Here is a 21,689-nt window from a genome sequence, read left to right as displayed (position 1 = left end):
GGGGTTCGTAAAAATAGTTTGAATTTTACGTAAAAAATTCAACATTTTTATGAACTTTCATGGGATCACGCCTTTAGACTTTCTTTATATCCATAAAACATGTAAAATGTTGAATTGACTCAACTGAGATTATACAGATTAGTGAATAAAAAATATTGTAGTAAAGGATGGAGAACCAGAAATGTCCAAACAACAAATTGGTGTAGTTGGTCTTGCCGTTATGGGTAAGAACTTGGCTCTTAACATCGAAAGCAAAGGGTTCAGCGTATCTGTATTCAACCGCTCCCCGCAAAAAACGCATGACCTGATGGAAGAAGCCAAAGGCAAAAATATGGTTGGTACGTTCTCAATCGAGGAATTTGTCCAGTCTCTGGAAGTTCCACGCAAAATTCTGATCATGGTTCAGGCGGGTCCTGCTACAGACGCTACCATTGAACAGCTGGTTCCACATCTGGATCAAGGCGATATTATTATTGATGGCGGTAACGCCCATTTCCCTGATACACAGCGCCGCAGCAAAGAACTGGAAGACAAAGGTTTCCGCTTCATCGGAGCTGGCGTATCCGGCGGTGAAGAAGGCGCACTGAAAGGCCCGGCGATTATGCCAGGCGGACAGGAAAGTGCCTACAAGCTGGTTGAACCGATCCTGACTTCTATCTCTGCACATGTTGACGGCGATCCTTGCTGTACATATATCGGACCGGACGGTGCAGGCCACTATGTGAAAATGGTTCATAACGGTATCGAGTATGGCGACATGCAGCTGATCGGTGAAGCTTATAACCTGCTTACTTCTGTACTTGGTGCAGACACTAAAGAACTGCATTCCATTTTCGATGAGTGGAACAAAGGCGAGCTGGACAGCTACCTGATCGAAATTACAACTGATATCTTTACCAAATACGACGAAGAAACCGGCAAACCGATGGTAGATGTAATCCTCGATGCTGCCGGCCAAAAAGGTACAGGTAAATGGACGAGCCAAAGTGCACTGGATCTCGGTGTGCCACTGTCCATGATTACCGAATCCGTATTCGCACGCTTCCTGTCCGCGATCAAAGAAGAGCGCGTAGCCGCAAGCAAAATCCTGAGCGGACCAAAAACAGAAAGCTTCTCCGGTGACAAAGCCGAATTTATCGAAGCGATTCGCAAAGCACTGTACGCTTCCAAAATCGTATCCTACGCTCAAGGTTTCGCACAAATGCGTGCTGCTTCCGACGAGTACGGCTGGGATCTGAAATACGGCAACATCGCCATGATCTTCCGCGGCGGCTGTATTATTCGTTCCCGCTTCCTGCAAAACATCAAAGATGCTTACGACAAAGACGGCGGCCTGAAAAACCTGCTGCTCGACGACTACTTCAAAAACATCGTTGAAAACTACCAAGATGCATGGCGTGAAGTGGTAGCTACAGCAGTTAAATATGGTATTCCTGTTCCTGGTTTCTCCAGCGCACTGGCATACTTTGACAGCTACCGCACCGAGCGTCTGCCAGCCAACCTGCTGCAGGCACAACGCGACTACTTCGGCGCTCACACCTTCAAACGTGTGGACAAAGAAGGCACATTCCACTACGAGTGGATGAAAGAACAATAATCCATTTAACCGCTGTACATTTTCCAAAGATCTGTCCAGTCACAAATGAATAATTAATAAATATCAGTACTCTGATATGGTTAATAAAAGCCCCCTCTTTCTATCAAACAGAAAGAGGGGATTTTTTATTAAATTGCCCACTCTCCATTTGTGAGGGACTTGATATTTGCAAATCGCACGGAACGAAGGGGAGGAAAATGCCATAAGGCCGACATGGAAGAGGGAGTTTTTACCCCCATCCCTACCTGTTCGGTCAAAACTCCCCTCTTCACCGGAGGCCGCAGGCATTTTCCTCCCCGAAGTGGTCCATCTGCGATCTGCAACGATCCATCCCTCACCCCCCACCTTCTAAAGGATTGTCTAAACTTTCCCCCATATGGTATGATGTGTGGAATAAAATAGATGCTGAAAGAGGTGTGCATATTGCATCAGGAAAGTGAAATTCAGCATGCCAATATCATTCTTGTCGGTATGATGGGAACTGGCAAAACGACCGTAGGTACGCTGCTGGCTGAGCAGCTATCCTATCCGCTCGTGGATATGGATACGATCATTGCCGAGAGGGAAGGAATATCGGTACAGGAGATTTTCCGTACCAAAGGCGAAGCCTATTTCCGCGATCTGGAAAGCCGGGTGCTGGACGAAATGCTTCAATCAACCGGTCAGGTTATTTCTACCGGAGGCGGATGCGTATTGCGTGAGCTGAATCGTGCCATTATGCTGGATAAAGGACTGGTTGTAGCATTGACAGCTGATGTGGACCATATTGTAGGACGCGTAGCAGGCGATAATAATCGTCCACTGCTTGCAGGTGATACAAGGGAGCGTGTGCAGACCATTATGAAGGAACGCAAGGATGCTTATCGGTTTGCCCATGTCACGGTGGATACATCGTTATTAACCCCGGAAGAAGTCGTTTCTCATGTTTTAGCACGTTACCGCGTCTAAGCTTTTTAGGTTTTAGGCATGGAAGTGAACAATGTTTAGGGTTGAAGTAAAGGAGTATAGTTCATTAGGGTGGATGCTCGTATTAGGAACATGAATCCGTGGTGAACATTCTTTTACAGGGCAGATAGATTGGCTGGATACAGCAGTTCGTATCCATTTGATGATGGAGGAGTGTTCGAAGGACATGCAGTCTGTGTATACAGTATGCTTGAAGAAGGGCCAGAATAGCTGCAGCTTGAAGGCTGACATAAAAAAGAGGAAGGCTTATTCGCCTTCCATCCACTCAATCATACCGCCCGACATATTGAGGCAGTTATCATAGCCATTTTCATTTAAATATTCGCGCACACGTTCACTGCGTGCACCGCTACGGCAGATCAGAACAGTCTGCACATCCGGATCAATCTCTTCCATCCGGCCGGGAATCTGATTCATTGGAATATGTCTGGCACCTTCAATCATGCCATAAATAACTTCATCATGCTCGCGTACATCGATCAGCTGCAGTTTTTCACCATCCGCCAACCGCTGACGCAGTTCGTCTGTTGTAATCTGTGTTTCGTTAGCCATAATATGTTTTACCCCTATTCTTTGAGTTGTGGAATAATTATGAAGAGCAGATAATAGCACTGCTTAAAAATTAAAATGATCTGTGTTCATCATACCGAGCATCATATGTACTGTCAATTTGATAGCTGTTTTGGCAGCAATTTAAGCTTCGTCATACGATTATTATTTTGTATAAATAAGGAGACTGAATCATGGATGTTATCGTTACCCCTACCCCCGTATTAAAAGGAGAGATTGGCGCTTTATCCTCCAAAAACTATACAACTCGTTACCTGCTGGTTGCCGCTCTGGCTGAAGGTACCAGTACGATCCATTTCCCAGCACACAGTGAAGACAGTGATGCGATGCGCCGCTGTATCCGTGATCTGGGAGCCACACTGGAAGAAGACGAAGAAAAGATTGTTATCACCGGTTTTGGCAGTCGTCCCAAAGACATCAAGGAACTGAATGTAGGCAACGCTGGTGCGGTATTGCGCTTCCTGATGGCGATTGCAGCCCTGTGTCCGGAAGTGACATTTGTGAATACATATCCAGATTCACTGGGTAAACGTCCACATGATGATCTGATCGAATCGCTTGGTCAGCTGGGTGTAGAAGTAGAGCATCAGCAGGGGCGTCTGCCGATCACTATTCGCGGCGGACAGCCCAAAGGCGGCAAGATTACCGTCTCCGGCAGTGTCAGCTCCCAGTATCTGAGTGCGCTGCTATTCCTGACCCCGCTGCTTGCAGAAGACAGTGAAATTACGGTACTGCATGATCTGAAATCCAAAGTGGTGGTTGGACAGACGCTTGAAGTGCTGTCCCAGGCAGGTATCGTTATCGAAGCGAGCGAGGATCTGATGCACTACCGTGTACCGGGGCGTCAGCAGTACAAAGCCCAGGAATATACTGTACAGGGAGATTATCCTGGTTCAGCAGCTGTGCTGGCTGCTGCAGCGGTAACCCAGTCCGATGTAACCATTCATCGTCTGCCTGTAGAGAGCAAGCAGGGTGAAAAAGCAGTAGTGGATGTACTCAAAATGATGCAAGTACCGCTTACTCATGAGAATGATATTGTGCATGTACAGGGTAATGGTCATCTCAAAGCAGTAGAGTTCGACGGCGATGCTGCTACCGATGCTGTGCTGGCGATGGTAGCAGCCGCTGTATTTGCCGAAGGAACTTCACGTTTCTATAATGTAGAGAATCTGCGCTACAAGGAATGTGATCGTATCACCGATTATTTGAACGAACTACGCAAAGCCGGTGCCCATGTAGAGGAAAAGCAGGCAGAAATTATCGTACATGGCCGTCCGGAAGGCGTTGAAGGTGGCGTTACGATCGATGCGCATTATGATCATCGTGTCATTATGGCATTGTCGATTGTCGGACTGCGCGCCAAAGCGCCGATTCGTATTCAGGATGCCCATCATGTGGCCAAGTCCTACCCGCAGTACTTTGATCATATCCAGGCGCTTGGTGCCCAGGTAGAATGGGTATAGAGTTGAATATCCCATGTAATAAAGGAGGCGGACAGGATGGCTTTTGAGAATCCTTCCAGAGAAGAAATCAAGAAAATACTTGAAGAGGTAGGTACGATCGCTGTTGTAGGGCTATCGGACAAGCCTGATCGCACTTCATATATGGTAGCAGGAGCCATGCAAAGCCGTGGCTACCGCATTATCCCGGTCAATCCGATGGCAGCCGGTCAGCAGATCCTCGGCGAGACCTGCTATGCCAGCCTTCGCGATATTCCGGAGCCTGTCGATATGGTCAATGTGTTCCGCCGCAGTGAGTTCTGTGCCGAAGTAGCCCAGGAAGCAGCAGAGGTGAATGCTCGTACGCTTTGGCTGCAGCTCGGCGTATTCAGCGACGAAGCAGCCGAGATTGCCCGTCAGCATGAGATGAATATCATTATGGACCGCTGTATCAAAGTCGAAGAAGCTATTTTGCGCCCGGTTCGCAGCTAGTTGCCAAGTTTGCATTTAGGTCCGGGTTGATTGTCTGCATTTTGTATTCCGGTAGGATCAGCTTGAACCAGGCAGTCATGTTTGTCGATGATAGAATAAGAAAAGCTGGAATACAGCCAATCGCATATCATTTTTGGAATGCACCCTTTACAATGAATATGGGACGCCTTTTCAGGTGATCCGGTACGCATTTGGGGTGCATTTTTGCTTTGGATCTGGATAGATACAAAATATGAAATAGTATAAAATTATCAGATATGCGGCTCTTTTGGAGGTCTGTTCCGTTGCGCTGAAAACAAGGTGCACAAAATGTATAAACAGCTTTGACAAATGAATACCAACAGCGTACCATCAGGTATAGGAAGGGGGAAGGCGCGTTGAACTGGCTAGGTTCCCTGCAGCAGTTCGGAAGGGCAATTATGCTGCCAACGATGGTACTTCCAGCTGCAGCCATACTGCTCAGTGTTGGCGGACTGCCATGGGATACATGGGGCGCACCCGTGATCTCGGAAGTCGCTACTGTAGCAGGACAGAGTATCTTTCACTATTTACCTTTCATTTTCGCGATAGGCGTCGCGCTGGGACTTGCCAATCAGGAAGGACCCGCCGGTCTGGCTGCATTTGCCGGTATGGCGTTGTACGACTATGTTATTCGACATTTTAGCAGTGAATTAATCCAGCCTTCCACATTAATCGGCATTATTATCGGTGTTATTGCCGGAGCAGCCTACAGGCGATTCAAAAATGTGCGGCTTCCTGAAGCGATCCAGTTTTTTGGCGGATCGCGTTTTGTTCTTTTATTTATGGGATTATTCTCTTCCCTGTTCGCCTGTCTGATGCTGTGGATGGCTCCACTGCTTCAGGATGTACTTAATGGGCTGACCTGGGTGCTATCTACGATGGGCGGTCTGGGATTGTTTCTGTACGGAGCACTGTACCGCGTGCTGTCGGCTTTTGGATTGCATCATTTGCTTAATAATATTGTCTGGTTCCAGATCGGTTCTTATGAAGCACATGGAGATATTGTGCAGGGCGATCTGCCGCGCTTTTTCAGTGGTGATCCGACGGCTGGTATCTATATGGCCGGATTGTATCCGGTGATGATGTTTGCGCTGCCTGCAGCTGCTCTGGCTATTATTCATGAAGCGAGAGAAGATCTCAAACCCAAAGTCCGTAAAACATTTATGCGGGCGGCTCTTGTCTGCTTTTTGACAGGAGTGTCCGAACAGATTGAGTTTGCGTTCCTGTTTGCTTCACCAGGACTATTCATGATTCATATTTTCCTGTCCGGGCTGGCGATGTGGATTACGTATGCGCTGGATATCCACCATGGATTTTCTTATTCTGCGGGTGTAATCGATTATGTGCTCAATTATCATTTATCCACCAACGCCTGGCTGCTGATCCCGATTGGTATCGCTTATGCGCTGGTCTATTATGCCATTTTCCGGTTTGCTATTCGGCGGTTCCGCATTCCGACGCCCGGACGCGAGGAAGCCTCGACACTCGGCGACTGGGTCGGGAATATTCCGTATCAGGCACCGCTTATTTTGCAGGCACTGGGCGGCAAGGACAATATTGTACAGGTCGAAGCCTGTATTACCCGTCTGCGTCTCACCGTAGTCAATGACCGCCTGCTGGATAACCGGGCGCTCAAGGAACTGGGGTCTGCCGGACTGATCAAGCTGGGTGGAGGCAATGTACAGATTGTATTTGGTACGTATTCCGAGCTGATCCGTGAAGAAATCCGCAAGCTGATGGAACATGATCTGTCTCATGTAAAATTCTGTGCTCCGGTACAGGGTCGCATGATTCCGCTGGCGGAAGTGCCGGATCAGATTTTTGCCGGTAAACTGGTTGGTGAAGGGGTAGCTTTTGTTCCTGACAGCGGCGAGCTGGTCGCACCGGTAGCAGGTACAATTATTCATATGTATCCAACCATGCATGCACTGGGGATACGAACCGTAGAAGGGGTGGAGATTCTGCTTCATATCGGAATTGATACATCCCAGCAAAAGGGATGCTTTGAAGCTTATGTTGCTGCCGGAGATGTGATTGAACCCGGACAGCTGTTAATCAAGTTTGATCTCGATACCTTGCAAAAAAACGCACCGTCTCTTGCGACACCTATGGTTATTACCAACCCTGACCGTGTACGATCCTGGAGCTATGCTCCATTCAAACAGGTGAAAAAAGGACAGGGTACAGTAATGTCGGTCGTACTGCATGATAAGAACGGTGGGGAGGAAAAAGCATGATTCAGGGAATTGCGGCTGCTGCAGGAGTAGCCATTGGAAAAGCATTTGTACTGCCTACCTGGGAATGGGATGTACCCGATCAGAAGCTGGATACGGTCGATCTGACCCAGGAGTTTGAACGTTTATACGAAGGAATACGCACATCCAAGCACGAGATCGAATCGATGAAAAATGAATTCGAGGAAATTGCGGGTCCGGAAGAATCCAGCATTTTCGATGCACATATTGCTATTCTGGAAGATCCCGAGTTTATGAATGAGATCCGGGGTCTGATCGAGCGCCAGTACAAGGCAGCCGAAGTGGCTGTGCAGGAAGCTACGGATCATTTTGTCACCATGTTCGATCTGCTGGATGATGAATATATGAAAGAACGGGCAGCCGACATTAAGGATGTAGGCAATCGTCTGCTCAAGCATCTGCTTGGTGCACCGGAAGTCACACTGCCCACTGACACACAGCCTTATATTCTGGTCGCCAAGGAGCTGCCTCCTTCCCAATTGGTGCATCTCAATCCTCAGCATGTGCTGGGTATCGTAACGATGATGGGCGGCAAAACATCTCATTCGGCGATTATGGCACGTGCCCTGGGAATCCCGCTCGTCTCGGGACTGGAGAATGAATTGGAATCTTTGATCCAGACAGGAGAAATGGTTGTAGTAGATGGCGATCAGGGCAGAGTATATGTAGAGCCCGACGCGCAGACCGTGGAATCCTATCAGCGCCTGCGTACCGAACAGCAACAGCGCAAGCGCCAATTGGCACTGCTCACTTCGGTTGAGCCGGTGACTGCAGACGGCGTGAAAATGCGTTTGTCTGCCAATATCAGTTCAATCAAAGAGCTGGATATTGCACTAAATCACGGAGCCGAAGGCGTAGGGCTGTTCCGGACCGAATTTATGTATATGGATCGAAAATCCCTGCCAGAAGAACAAGAGCAGTTTGAGATTTATCGAATGGTAGCGGAGAAATCCAAAGGTCAGCCGGTAGTTATTCGCACACTGGATATTGGTGGCGACAAAGAGCTTGATTATTTTGAACTACCAGAAGAAGAAAATCCATTTCTCGGTTACCGGGCGATTCGTATCTGTCTGGATCATCCGGAGATGTTCCGGACCCAGCTGCGTGCGATTCTACGTGCCAGTGCGTATGGCAAAGTCAAAATTATGTATCCCATGATCTCTTCACTGGAGGAGCTGCGCCGGGCGAATGAAGCATTGAAGCAGGCTAAGCAAGAACTGGATCAGCGCGAAATACATTATGATTCCGATATCGAAGTAGGGATTATGATCGAAGTGCCGGCAGCTGTAGCTATTGCCGATCTGTTGGCAGAGGAATGCGACTTTTTCAGTATCGGCAGTAACGATCTGGTACAGTATGTGCTGGCGGTAGACCGGATGAACGAGCATATCGCGCATATGTATAATCCTTATCATCCTGCTGTACTGCGTATGCTGCGGACGACTGTCGAGGCAGCGCGTGCCAGCGGCATTCCAGTGAGTATCTGCGGAGAAATGGCTGGAGATGAGCGCTCTCTGCCGTTCTGGATGCACCTCGGTGTACGACAGCTGAGTATGTCACCACAATCCCTGCTGCGCATTAAGCAATCTATTTTGCACACTTCATCAACCGAAGCTGCGCACCAAGCTGCTCATTGGATGAAGCTCAAAACAGCGGCCGAAATCGAGCAGGGGATGAGCAGTTATAACCGGGCACTGCACGAATTGATTGCTGCAGACGAGCAGTTGGCCTGCTCTCCAATATCCTGATAGTATTGCAATAATATATAAAATAAATAACCGCTCCCATACAGGAGCGGTTATTTGTGTCTAAAGACGCTTATTCACCTGCAAGTGCATCGCAGAATGCTTTGCCATAAGGAGGCAGATCCGGCGGCCGACGCGCCGAGATAATATGTCCATCAACGACTACTGCTTCGTCTTTCCAGATAGCTCCGGCATTCTCCATATCATCACGAATACCCGGTGTAGAGGTAACGGTTACACCCTGAAGAATCTTCGCCGAGATCAATACCCAGCCTGCATGGCAGATCTGACCGATCGGCTTGCGTGCTTCATGCATCTCGCGCACCAGTTCAAGTACTTTGGGATAACGGCGGAGTTTGTCCGGCGCCCATCCTCCGGGAACGAGTATACCATCATAATCGGCGCTATCCAGTTCATCAAAGCTGTATTCCGCTTCGGCAGGTACACCATATTTACCGATATACTTTTTGCCTTTTTCCGCACCGGCGAGATGAACTTCAGCTCCTTCTTCGCGCACACGATATACCGGAACCCATAATTCCAGATCTTCAAATTCTTCATCAACCAGAGCAATAACCTTTTTGCCTGCTAATCTCATCATGAACTTCCTTTCTTTACCAATTGGTATTGGATTAAAAATAATAGCCTGATTCAGTCCATTAATCTGCTGCTATGGGCTATATTGTAGCAAAATAACAAAAAGCAATCAAAAAGTAGTGTAAATAAAAGTTGTTTTATTGTTTCAGGGACCTGATGTTAAGGATAAATAGATATAATTGCTTATAATTGTATATTCCATGAAATTGAAATGAGAATGTTCATGAAAGTAACTTTCAAGCGTAGAAGCCGAAAAAAGCGGTAACAATGACAAAAAAATAGATTTTTCGGCCGTTTTTTGGTAAGATACTTATGATAGTTAATCATGAAAACGTTCTTACATTCTGGATAGCAAAAAAGGGGATGTGTGGATAATGACAAATGTAAATCAACTGACAACGATCGACCAATTACAAGAAGCTCTCGACCACACTGCAGAGAGACCACTTCTCGTATTTAAACATAGTACCCGTTGTCCGATTAGTGCAGGCGCATATAGTGAATTTCAATCTTACCTTGGTGGCAGTCCGAGCGAAGAGGTAGATTACGGATTGATTTATGTAGTAGAGAATCGTGATGTTTCCAATGCGGCAGCAGAGAAACTGGATCTCAAGCATGAATCGCCACAGGCTATATTGATCAAAAACGGAGAACCGGTATGGAATACATCGCATTCCCGTATTACTTCAAGCGCATTACGTGAGGCACTATCCTGAGCATCATTTCATATGATTGCATACCATAGTGTTTTATCGTATCATGAACGTAATTGAAAAATTAAGAAAAATGTTGAAAATGTAACGAAAATTTATTGGTAATGGAGAGAAGGCACGTGACAGTAACTATTTACGATGTAGCACGCGAAGCTGGCGTATCCATGGCTACCGTATCCCGGGTAGTAAATAATAATCCCAACGTCAAACCACAGACCCGCAAAAAGGTCTATGAAGCGATTGAACGTCTGGGTTATCGCCCGAATGCCGTAGCGCGTGGATTGGCAAGCAAGAAAACAACAACCGTAGGTGTTGTTATCCCCGATATTTCAAATTCAATCTTTGCCGAAATCGCTCGTGGTATCGAGGATATCGCCAATATGTACCATTATAATATTATCCTATGTAATGCGGATAAGAAAAAAGAAAAAGAGATTCGCGTTGTGAACACTCTGTTGGAGAAACAGGTGGATGGTCTGCTGTTCATGGGTGGAACCGTAACCGAAGATCATCTGCAGGCATTCCAGACTGCTGCGGTACCTATCGTACTGTGTGCAACACGCGACGAAGAAGGTATTATTCCTTCGGTTGATATCGATCATGAACAGGCTGCATTTGATGCAGTAAATACACTGATCCGTCACGGACATCGTGATATCGCGATGATCAGCGGCACACTGCAAGACCCGGCGAATGGTTATGCCCGTTTCCAGGGATACAAAAAAGCACTGGAAGCCGCTAATATCGAATACAAAGAAGACTGGGTACGTATCGGCAACTATCGTTACGAGTCCGGCGTAGAAGCGATGAAGTACTTTATCGGGCTCAAAAAACGTCCGACAGCTATTTTCGCGGCAACTGATGAAATGGCGATTGGTGCTATTCACAGTATCCAGGATGAGGGACTAAAAGTGCCAGATGATTTCTCTGTCATTTCTGTCGATAATATTCGTATGGCATCCATGGTACGTCCGCAGCTGACAACGGTTGCGCAGCCGATGTACGATCTGGGTGCAGTAGCTATGCGTCTGCTAACCAAGCTGATGAAAAAGGAAAACGTGGACAATCCTCGCGTTATCCTGCCTCATGAGACCATTCTGCGTCTGTCCGTAAATCAGCGTTAATTTTGCCATTATACACCTGATTAAGATAAATCAAACCTCCTGTCTCTATTGAGAGCAGGAGGTTTTTGTATTTTATTGGAGTTGCAGCACTAGAGTGATCGCCATACAAGCAGTTAGCAGTTAGCAGTTAGCAGTATATACTAACAAAAAAAGCGCACAACCCGGAATCTGCTGATTTCCAGGTCATGCGCTTTTCATTTAGAACAAAGTTGCTTATGCTTCTATAAAATACACCAGTATATACAGCGAAGCCATCTTGTATCTGGTTATATTTATCATTCTGACTACTCTCTATAGGCTACTGCAGAGGTAGGCTTGGAGGACTGGTCGCCATTTACAGCTACCACATAGAAGAATCCTCTGATTGCCGATCCTGTATTGTATTGATATACAGGATCTTTGACATCCCCGATCAGGCTATACGGGCCACCGATCGAATGGCTAAAGTAAACCTTGTAGCCTGTCGTTGTTTTGGATGGAGCTCTCCAGGTCAGATCGGCAATACCCGAGCCGCCCGACTTGACGCTAAGCGAGGAAGGACTATCCGGTGCGCCGGTATCATTCTCTTCCTGCTGCTCTTCATCATCGGAGCCGGAACCCAGTTCACTGCCTTCCATCGGTTGATCATCCGGAACGACTTCTTCCTGTACAGGTACAGGGCTATAGCTCACGGCACCACTGGAAGACGATTCATGACCGCCTACATCCACGGCAGTAACGTAGAAGGATGAAGCACCGTCACCCGGTACACTGGAGCTGAAGTAGTTGCTGCCCAGCTGGATCGATTTCTGGTATTGATACGATCCGCCACCAGTGGAACGATAGAGACGATAGCCCACTACATCTGCCGAACCGCTGGAGTTAAAGGTAATGCTGGCACTGCCGCCGCTAATTGAGATACGTACATTGCTCGGAGCTGCTGGCGCGCTGCCATCGTCTCTGCGCGGATCTACAGCTGTCGGCGCATCTGCACCCGCATCTTCCGGCAAATAATGGCTCAATGAGTATCTCGTACCAGATGACTTGGACAATGCATTTTGCAGATCCTTGATCAGCTGTGAAATAGGCATCTCACGCTTGACGACAGTTCGCTGATTTACCATATCATCCGGCGTACTGTCCTGCGGAATATAATTGACACCGTTATAGGTAATATATTTGGCATAGGATACACCATCGTCAAAGTCCTTGGGTACAAACTTGGCATTGAAAATATCGGTAACGAGCTTGCCGGATCGCCGTGTAGCGCTGGTCGGCAGCTTGCCGCTGTAACCCGATACGGTCTGGGTAACAATGCCATCCGGTTTGGTAAAGGAATCGGTTTTGAACAGCTCTGGATCGCTATCCGTTACTCGGTTCATAATCGTTGCCCAGAGTGTACGGGCACGCTTCTTGCCGTCTTCGGACAGTGTATTGACTGGCTCACGATAACCAGCCCATACGCCAAGTGTTACATCCGGCGTAAAGCCCATAAACCATACGTCCGCATAATTCTGGGTAGAACCTGTTTTACCGGCGATCGGAATTTTGCCGTATTTGTTGAACAGGCTTTGCAGAGAACGACCTGTACCATCGGAACCCGAGATAACGGTACGCAGCATATCGGTCATCAGATAGGCAGTCTGCTTGGAATAGACACGTTTTGGTTCTGGTTTATGCTGATAGACTACATTGCCATACGGATCCACAATTTTGCTGATCATATAAGCATCATTAAATACACCATTATTCGGAATAGAGCCATATGCATTGGTGAGCTCTTCGACAGTTACTCCGTATTTCAAACCGCCGAGCACGCCGGTCTGAGCGGAATAATCATCCTGGGTAATCGTAGTAATACCGAGCTTTTTGGCAAATGCCCATGCTTTGGCGATGCCGACTTTCTGGTTGAACACTTTGAGGGCAGGCAGGTTCAGCGATTCATTCAGTGCTGTACGTGCAGTAACTAGACCCTGATAGCGTCCATTGGCGTTACCCGGGATATGATAGCCCCTGCTGCCATTTTCCATAATGAGCGGCGCATCGTCCAGAATACTGGCCGGCTGCACAGCTCCGGAATCCAGGCCGGGCAGATAGGCGGCAATAGGCTTCATGGTGGAGCCAGGCTGCCGTGTCATCTGGGTCGCATAGTTCATCTGTTCTTCCTGGAAGCTGCGACCTTCAATCATGCCCAGAATCGCTCCGGTTTTATGATTGATCATCATTGCTGCCGTTTGTTCTTTTCCTTTGCTGCTGCTGTCAGGTGAGAAATTGCTGCTGTCCGCTGCAATTTCATGCATGGTGTTATAGACCGTTTTGTTGATCGTCGTATACACACGGTAGCCACCGGTAAGCAGCTTTTGCCGCGATTCTTCCAGCAATTCACTATATTCCTGGGAAGAAACTTTGGCTTTATCCAGATCCGGGTTATTCAGCTTCAGCAGAATCTGTGCACCCTGCCGCTCTGTCTCCATCATCAGATACGGATACGTAGAATAGGCTTTGGCTGTCGGCTTGGCAAGAGCACCTTTGATATCAAAATCCAGTGCTTCGCGATACTGTTGATCGGTAATTTTACCCAGATCCTTCATACGCTTCAGTACGAGCTGCTGACGCTCTACAGCCCGATTAAAACCGGCTTCGTTAAAACTGCCGCCGCTGTTAAATGCAGAATAGGCACTTGGAAGCTGGGGTAGACCCGCCATATAGGCAGCTTCTGCAATATTGACTTCATTCAGATCATTAATCCCGAAGATTCCTTTGGCGGCTGCTTTGATACCAAAAATATTGTATCCACTGGAGCCTTTACCAAAAGGCATTTTATTCAGATACGCTGTTAAAATTTCATCTTTGGTCAGGAAACGCTCGATTCTCATGGACAACAGCATTTCCTTGATTTTACGGTCATTGGTTTTGTCCGCACTCAGAAATACCCGTCTCGCTAACTGCTGGGTGAGCGTACTGCCGCCTGTCTGAACCGACTCATTGAGCACTTTCTGTTTGACAGCGCGAAGTGTACCATTCATATCCACACCCATATGTTCATAAAACCGGTTGTCTTCTATGGATATAATAGCATTGATAACGGATTGCGGAATTTGGTCAAACGTAACAAGTCTCCGGTCTTCCTCGGTTCTGAGCTGACCTATTGGAGAAGCGTCACTAAAATAGGCAAAGCCGGTTACCGCATTTTCATCAATCGACTTTACAATTTCTGCACGCGAACGTACCGGTTCATCTTTTACAATGGAAGAGACGTAGCCCAGCAAAATACCACCAGCGAACAGGCAGAAGGTAAAGCCTGCAATCAAGATCCACTTGATGGTTGTCCAGATCCTGCGGCCCCGGGAGCGGGTACCGGTGGAACGGTCAGGTTTTTTTGTTGGACGAATGTCCTTCTTTTCAGCCATGATTCTTCCCCCTTTTACCAGCCACTATTATAGCATAAAACATGAGTGTGCAATCAGTTTCTTACGACCGATAAGCAGCGGATAGGCACAAAGTCGGAAGTTATAGCGTTGACTTGACTGTATGAGTGTGATATAAACGTAATATCTTTACAGCAATATCAGACAATTGTATATGGCAAAGGCTGAGAAAGACACCCAGTAGAAGTGAAGATGATCCTGAATCAGAGAGCCGGTGGTTGGTGCAAACCGGAGAGGACTTCCTTTGAATTACAGGTCTGGAGCCGTCCGGTGAAAAATGTATACCTAACCCCGATCAGGGTAGGGAGCAGACAGAAGCCAGGACCGGAATAGAATATTCCGTTATGAATAATGAAGTGAGAATCATGAATGATTGTTCTCAGAATCGGTACTGCCATGATAGCAGCCGAGAGATGAATAATAGATCAGATTCTAATTAGGGTGGTAACGCGAGACCTGCTCGTCCCTTTATAGGGGCGGACAGGTCTTTTTTGCATTCATTTAGGATATCGCAAGCCTGTCCGTCCTGTCAGGAACCGATGAATCAGGATAAAAGAAGGCAACTTAAAGGAGCGATTATGATGACAAAATGGGAAGAATTAACACCAGATCAACAAGCCGAAGTGGAGCGTCAGCTAAGCGTAATCCGGCGCGGCGTAACCGAGATTGTACCGGAGGATGAACTACGCCGCAAAATTATCAAATCCGTGACAACCGGTAAACCTTTGACGGTGAAGCTGGGTCTTGATCCTTCTGCACCTGATATTCATGTAGGCCATACCGTTGTACTGCAAAAGCTGCGCCAGTTCCAGCAACTCGGTCATATGGTTCAGCTGATTATCGGCGACTTTACCGGACGAATCGGTGACCCTACCGGCAAATCCGAGACACGCAAACAGCTTACCGAAGAACAGGTCAAACATAATGCAGAGACTTATCAGAAGCAGATCAACAAAATTCTTGATCCTGCGCAGACCAAAGTATACTTCAACTCGGAATGGCTGAGTCCGATGAACTTTGCAGAGGTTGTTAACCTGGCTGCCAAAGTTACCGTGGCACGCATGATGGAACGGGATGATTTTACCAAACGTTTCCAGGGTGGACTGCCAATCAGTATTCATGAATTTTTCTACCCGCTGATGCAGGGTATGGACTCGGTGGCACTGGAAAGTGATATCGAGCTGGGAGGTACGGATCAGAAGTTCAATCTGCTGATGGGTCGTACACTGCAAAAAGAGTACGGCAAAGAGCAGCAGGTAGCCATTATGCTGCCACTGATCGAAGGTCTGGACGGCGTGCAGAAGATGAGTAAAAGTCTGGGCAACTACATCGGTATCGATGAAGAGCCAAATGAAATCTACGGTAAAGCAATGAGTATCCCTGATGAACTGATGGTGAAATACTACGAGCTGACTACAGACATTTCCAATGAGGATCTGGCTGCACTGCGCAAAGGATTGGAAGATGGTAGTGTACATCCCCGTGATGCCAAAATGAATCTGGCTCATACTTATGTTCGTATGTACCATAACCAGGAAGCGGCAGAAGCGGCGAAAAATCATTTTGTTACCGTATTCCAGCAGCGTGCACTGCCGGATGATATTCAGGAAGTAACTCTGGAACAAGGTATGCTCACAGACGGAAGTATCGGTTTGATCGACCTGATCAGCCATCTGGGCTTTGCTTCTTCGAAGAGCGAAGCAAGACGCAGTGTACAGCAGGGTGCTGTCAAAATCAACGAACAGAAAATCGACGACGTGAATGCTACGATCACACCCGCAGATGGAGATATCGTACAGGTCGGTAAACGCAAATTTGCCAAACTGAAAACCAGCTGATTTATTGAAACAGTACACGCATTCCTAATTAAATATTGCTAATTAGCACATTAAATACACGCTCTTTTCACGGAACCACAGGTGAAAAGAGCGTGTATTTTTTGTGTAGTTTTTTTAAGTGAGAAAACCTGTAGACACTTTCTTAACACAAATATTGCATGAACAATAATTGTATGAATATAGTTCTAAAGTTATAGAAGCAGTAAACCGATATATATATATAGATTGTGGGGTTAATTTGAATACATAATAGAGGAGACAGGATTATCGTGAGACGTTTTCAATTTAAAAGTATCCAGGCGCGCACACTCGCAACCTTATTGCCGATTGTGCTGATCGTGCTGGTACTTATTAGTGTGCTTTCTTACCAGTTCGCCAAGCAAAAGCTTAATGAAGAAATGAATAATACGGCGACCAGCAGCCTGAATGGTGTGACTGCGAGCATCAAGGAGCAGATTACCAACAATTCGACCGTTGCTTCTTCACTGGCAGCTGCAGCCGGGCAGGCTCATGAAACAATGAATATGGATGATTATGCCCAGCTTACCGAACGCTGGACGATGCTGAGTGCAATGACGTATGGCAGCGGCATTTACTTTGCTGCCGATGCATTTGATGACGGAGTCAAATACCACTCTGTCTATGCAGCGCGCAAAGGAGACAATATTTCGGCTACTTTTGAATATGATGATCCGGCGTATGATTATTTGAGCAAGCCATGGTATACAGGCACATTGGGTAATTTTGACCGGATCTATTATACTGAGCCTTTTACCGATGAAAAGACTGGCATTACGATGATTACAGCAGGTAAAACGATCCGCAGTGCTACCGGACAGGCTCTGGGAGTCGCAACATCGGATTTGAATATTAACAGCATTCGCGACTATGTGAATAATATGGATATTGGAGCGATCGGCCACGCGCTGCTGCTCGATCATAATGGTAATGTGCTCGCCAGCAGCGAGACCGGTATCAAAGCAGGCGGTGGATTTACCGGAGCAGATGGTATGAACAAAGCTGCACTGGCTAATGTAATGGCACAAAATAAAGGTCAAACTTCTATTCAGCTGGCAGGTCAAAGCTACACCTTGTATTTTCAGACATTGGAGGGAACTGGATGGAAGACAGGGATTGTTTTGTCCCAGGCTGAAATTCAGGAACCTGCACGCGAAATGCTGCATACCCTGCTGATTATTGGTGGTATCAGTCTGATCGTACTGGCAGTAGCCATACTGTGGAATAATCTGGGCATGATTCGTGAGATTCGCAAAATGATGAACCTGAGCCGCAAAATGGCAGCGGGTGATTATTCCGATCGGCTGGAAGTGAGCCGCCGTGATGAGTTTGGGCAAATGGCTGTGGAATTCAATCATATTCTCGCATCTACCGGCGCGGTAATCCAGAGACTGGATGAACAATCTTCCCTGATCCAGACGACTGCAGCGCATATGGTCGATGATTCCAGACAGACTGCAGTAGACGCGCGGCATAATGTGGATGAGCTGGTAGATATGGAGCAGGGGTCTCAGACACAGCTGCAAGCTACGGATGAAAGTACAACAGCCATGGAAGAAATGGCAGCGGGCGTACAGCGAATTGCCGAATCGGTACAGGAAGTAGCCAGTGCTGCACAGCAGATGGAACAGAAAACCGGAGAAGGCAACCAGCAGCTGCACAAAGTCGTCAAGCAAATGGATTCAGCCAAGCTGGTCATGGACGAAGCTGGTAAAATGGCTGGCTCGCTCAATGAACGGGCACAGCAGATCAGCAGTATTATTGATGTGATTCAGGGCATCAACAAGCAAACCACACTGCTGGCACTCAATGCTTCGATCGAAGCGGCACGTGCAGGAGATGCAGGACGCGGATTTGGTGTGGTCGCTTCCGAGATCAGTAATCTGGCAACCAGTGTAGGTGACTCTACCAAAATGATTACTGCGCAGATTGTCGCTATGCAGGAAGAAACAGCCGCTGTATTGATGGGAATGGAAAGTGGAGCAGTACGCGTGACCCGTGGACTCAGCTCGCTGGAAGATACACGCCGGATGTTTGACTCAATCAAAGGAGATGTGGAGCAGATGTCTGCAGAGATCCAGGAAGTATCCTCAGCTTCCGAAGAAATGTCTGCAGGTGCACAACAGATAACAGCTTCACTCGAAAATCTGGCGGATATCGCCAAAAATACTTTATCCAAAGCAGGCCAGGCCAATAAACGTTCTGTGGAGCAGCTAACTGCGCTTGATCGACTCGAAGGATCTGCCCAGTCGCTGCACCATATCTCGGATACCCTGAATGAGCTGATTGCACAGTTCCAGACAGAACCTGCATCTGTAGCCAATCCAGAGACGGAGGCCGGTTCGTCCGATAAGCATGAGCTTGCTGATGAACAGGAACAGGCGCAGCAACAAGATGAAGTAGATGTGGAGTCCGCAGCAGACACAGATCAAAGACAGCATGAAAAAAATACCTCAGAAAAATATTCAGAACAATCGGAGACCGATACATCCGGACCTCAATCCGCTTGATTCGCAAGTGATACATTCCAGCAGCTACTAAATAAAAGGAATAGAACATGGTTCTATTCCTTTTTGCTACAGACAGATTTATTGCAAGTATATTTGCATACCCAGCTGCAAAAATCTCTCTTCTGCCGCGATGGGATAGCTCTGTCTATGATTTGCATACTGAAGAAGATCACCTGCGATACATACCAGCCCTTTCTCACAGATTTCCATATCGATGTATATTTTATGGTCTGCTTACTTTGCTATATAGATTTTATCCAAAAATGTCGATAAAAGGATTTAGATAACTATCCTACCATGGAAAGGAAGAAGGATTTGACCAAATATCGATTCAAAAGCATCCAGGCCAGAATGATGTGGACTGTCATGCCTATTATATTTGTTGTACTTTTGCTTATCAGTGGTATCTCTTATGAGTTTGCCAAGCAAAAGCTGAACGAACAGATCAACAACAGTGTCAGCCACTCTTTGAACAATGTAACCGACAATATTAACAATCAGCTGTCCAGCCATTCGCTGCTTGTATCTTCATTTGCGAATACAGCAGGGCAACTCGGCTCCGATGTTGATATAGCCAGATATACAGCCATTATCGAAAAAGATCTTAAACAAAGTAATATTACTTATGGACTGGGCGTATTTTTTGCAGCAGATGCGTATGCTCCAGGAGTGAAATATCGTTCTTCTTATGTACACCATGACGGGCAGCAGCTTACGGCTACGAATGAATACGATGATCCGGCTTATGATTATCTGAATCAGGCATGGTATACAGATACTGTAGCTGCCAAGCCCAATATGTATTATTCGGCTCCGTATGTGGATAGTAAGCTCAATGTATCCATGATTACAGCAGGTCAGGCGATCTATGATGCCAACAATAAATTGATCGGGGTAGCGACCGGGGATCTGGATATGAGCAATATTCAGAGTATCGTCAGCAAGCTGAATGTAGGTATGGGAGGAACAGCTGTGCTGACCGACCGTGAGGGCAATATTCTGGCAAGCGGCAATCCGGCTTTGAAAACAGGCAGCTCGGTATCCAATGCTGCCGGCAGCGCCTTTGAACAGCAGCTTCAGAGCAATGCTTCCGGACAGATGAATCTAACTCTCGGTGGTGAAGATCAGCAGTTCCTGTTCCATACAATCGAACAGACCGGCTGGAAAATTGGGATTATGCTGCCTGAAGCACAGGTGCAAAAACCTACCAATGATCTGCTACTGCTGCTCAGTATTATCAGTCTGATCGGCATTGTGATTATTCTAAGCACACTGTGGATGAATAACCGCAGTATGGTCAAAGAAGTTCGCAAAATCCGCCAGTTGAGTGATCAGATGGCACAGGGAGATTATTCCAATGAGCTGACCAGTGATCGCCAGGATGAGTTCGGGCAAATGTCCGATGGATTCCAGCGTGTATTAAAATCAACTTCTGCGGTAATCAGCCAGCTGCGTGAGGAATCCGAGACCGTGCAGGAGACGGCAGGTCATCTGTCTGATGGAATGTCCCAGGCTGCGCGTGAAGCCCAGCAAAACGTGGAACAGATGGAGAAAGTGAAACATGGAGCAGAAGTCCAGATGGTAGCTGCTTCGGAAAGTACAACAGCCATGGAAGAGATGGCTATCGGTATTCAGCGTGTCGCAGAATCGGTACAGCAGGTATCCGAGGCGACCCAGGGAATTGATCACAAGACCCGCCAGGGCAATGCCAAGCTGGCTGAACTGAATCAGCAGATTCATACAGCCAAAAATGCTTTGGATCAGGCAGGAGAAGTCGTACACTCTCTGGATGAACGTTCGATCCAGATCGGCGGTATTATTGATATTATTCAGGAAATCAGTGGACAGACCAAGCTGCTTGCCCTTAATGCTTCGATTGAAGCGGCGCGTGCAGGCGAGCATGGCAAAGGATTTGCTGTAGTCGCTTCGGAAATTAGCAAACTGGCTGAAAACGTAAGCTCTTCTGCAGGGCAGATTACTACCCAGGTAAGTGCCATGCAGTCAGAGACACGTGCTGCTTTGCAGGGCATGAAGGAAGGCAGTATGCAGGTAAATGAAGGACTGCATGTTCTGGAGGAGATCGAAGCAAGATTTATTGCTATTAGTCGTGATATTGAGCGGGTAGCAGATGAGGTGCAGGAGGTGTCTTCAGCTTCCGAGCAAATGTCTGCGGGTTCGGAGGAAGTGAGTGCATCGATTAGCCAGCTGGCTGACATCGCCAGAACGTCTTCGACAGGAGCAGCGAATGCGCTGGAACGCTCGCGGATGCAGTTGAGTTCACTGGAAGAGCTGAATCAGTCTTCCCAATCACTAAATCGGGTATCCGATGCACTGAATTCGGTTGTTTCACAATTCAAAGTTCAATAATAAAAAGAATGGGGCAGGTAGAACAGCCAA

The 21,689-nt window shown here is 47.2% G+C and carries 14 protein-coding genes; 11 read left to right on the top strand and 3 right to left on the bottom strand.

Translation table 11 applies throughout. The features are described 5' to 3' along the window. The first annotated feature begins 181 nt into the window (after positions 1-181). Both gndA and AR543_RS17730 read left to right on the top strand, forming a co-directional pair. The gene (gene gndA / locus AR543_RS17740; protein WP_060535742.1) at positions 182-1,597 is read left to right on the top strand and encodes an NADP-dependent phosphogluconate dehydrogenase; all 1,416 of its coding nucleotides are present in this window, start codon (positions 182-184) and stop codon (positions 1,595-1,597) included. Between the two features lie 423 nt (positions 1,598-2,020). Continuing rightward, complete coding sequence (locus AR543_RS17730; RefSeq protein WP_227871773.1) at positions 2,021-2,545, top strand: shikimate kinase; 525 nt, start codon at positions 2,021-2,023, stop codon at positions 2,543-2,545. 264 nt (positions 2,546-2,809) lie between these two features. Here the strand turns inward: AR543_RS17730 and AR543_RS17725 are convergent, their stop codons facing one another. Next, positions 2,810-3,115, bottom strand: coding sequence for a rhodanese-like domain-containing protein (locus AR543_RS17725; RefSeq protein ID WP_060535739.1), 306 nt, complete (start codon positions 3,113-3,115; stop codon positions 2,810-2,812). Positions 3,116-3,306: 191 nt separating this feature from the next. On the opposite strand from AR543_RS17725, the gene aroA reads away from it, so the two are divergent. From aroA to ptsP, 4 genes are all read left to right on the top strand, one after another. Beyond that, positions 3,307-4,596 carry a 3-phosphoshikimate 1-carboxyvinyltransferase gene (aroA, locus tag AR543_RS17720; RefSeq protein ID WP_060535738.1) on the top strand — a complete coding sequence of 430 codons (1,290 nt, stop codon included), beginning with the start codon at positions 3,307-3,309 and terminating at the stop codon, positions 4,594-4,596. Between the two features lie 36 nt (positions 4,597-4,632). Next, a complete protein-coding gene (locus tag AR543_RS17715) occupies positions 4,633-5,064 on the top strand; it encodes a CoA-binding protein (protein WP_060535737.1) in 432 nt (143 codons plus the stop codon). Positions 5,065-5,441: 377 nt separating this feature from the next. Continuing rightward, positions 5,442-7,322, top strand: coding sequence for a glucose PTS transporter subunit IIA (locus AR543_RS17710; protein ID WP_060535736.1), 1,881 nt, complete (start codon positions 5,442-5,444; stop codon positions 7,320-7,322). Then, positions 7,319-9,088: a phosphoenolpyruvate--protein phosphotransferase gene (ptsP, locus tag AR543_RS17705; RefSeq protein WP_060535735.1), complete on the top strand. Its 1,770-nt coding sequence runs from the start codon at positions 7,319-7,321 to the stop codon at positions 9,086-9,088. Before AR543_RS17710 ends, ptsP begins: the two co-directional genes overlap by 4 nt. A 70-nt stretch (positions 9,089-9,158) precedes the next feature. Here ptsP and AR543_RS17700 read toward each other — a convergent pair whose 3' ends face one another. Next, positions 9,159-9,686: a type 1 glutamine amidotransferase domain-containing protein gene (locus AR543_RS17700; protein ID WP_060535734.1), complete on the bottom strand. Its 528-nt coding sequence runs from the start codon at positions 9,684-9,686 to the stop codon at positions 9,159-9,161. Positions 9,687-10,056: 370 nt separating this feature from the next. Here AR543_RS17700 and ytxJ point away from each other — a divergent pair, with 370 nt between their 5' ends. Together ytxJ and ccpA are read left to right on the top strand one after the other, a co-directional pair. Continuing rightward, positions 10,057-10,398 carry a bacillithiol system redox-active protein YtxJ gene (ytxJ, locus tag AR543_RS17695; RefSeq protein ID WP_060535733.1) on the top strand — a complete coding sequence of 114 codons (342 nt, stop codon included), beginning with the start codon at positions 10,057-10,059 and terminating at the stop codon, positions 10,396-10,398. 116 nt (positions 10,399-10,514) lie between these two features. After that, positions 10,515-11,519 carry a catabolite control protein A gene (ccpA, locus tag AR543_RS17690; RefSeq protein ID WP_046214835.1) on the top strand — a complete coding sequence of 335 codons (1,005 nt, stop codon included), beginning with the start codon at positions 10,515-10,517 and terminating at the stop codon, positions 11,517-11,519. A gap of 284 nt (positions 11,520-11,803) precedes the next feature. On the opposite strand, the gene AR543_RS17685 is transcribed toward ccpA, so the two are convergent. Then, complete coding sequence (locus tag AR543_RS17685) at positions 11,804-14,908, bottom strand: transglycosylase domain-containing protein (RefSeq protein WP_060535732.1); 3,105 nt, start codon at positions 14,906-14,908, stop codon at positions 11,804-11,806. A gap of 599 nt (positions 14,909-15,507) precedes the next feature. On the opposite strand from AR543_RS17685, the gene tyrS reads away from it, so the two are divergent. The 3 genes from tyrS to AR543_RS17670 all read left to right on the top strand — a co-directional run bounded on the left by tyrS (position 15,508) and on the right by AR543_RS17670 (position 21,659). After that, positions 15,508-16,764 carry a tyrosine--tRNA ligase gene (tyrS, locus tag AR543_RS17680; RefSeq protein ID WP_060535731.1) on the top strand — a complete coding sequence of 419 codons (1,257 nt, stop codon included), beginning with the start codon at positions 15,508-15,510 and terminating at the stop codon, positions 16,762-16,764. A gap of 269 nt (positions 16,765-17,033) precedes the next feature. Next, entirely contained in the window at positions 17,034-19,292 is a 2,259-nt protein-coding gene (locus tag AR543_RS17675; protein WP_060535730.1) for a methyl-accepting chemotaxis protein, read from the top strand. Positions 19,293-19,607: 315 nt separating this feature from the next. Further along, on the top strand, positions 19,608-21,659 hold the full coding sequence (locus tag AR543_RS17670) for a methyl-accepting chemotaxis protein (RefSeq protein WP_082472269.1): 2,052 nt from the start codon (positions 19,608-19,610) through the stop codon (positions 21,657-21,659). The last annotated feature ends 30 nt before the right edge of the window (positions 21,660-21,689 follow it).

The sequence above is a fragment of the Paenibacillus bovis genome, assembly GCF_001421015.2.
Taxonomy (GTDB): domain Bacteria; phylum Bacillota; class Bacilli; order Paenibacillales; family Paenibacillaceae; genus Saccharibacillus; species Saccharibacillus bovis.
The sequence above is the reverse complement of the archived record's forward strand: the minus strand, read 5'-3'. Positions and strand labels throughout refer to the sequence as shown.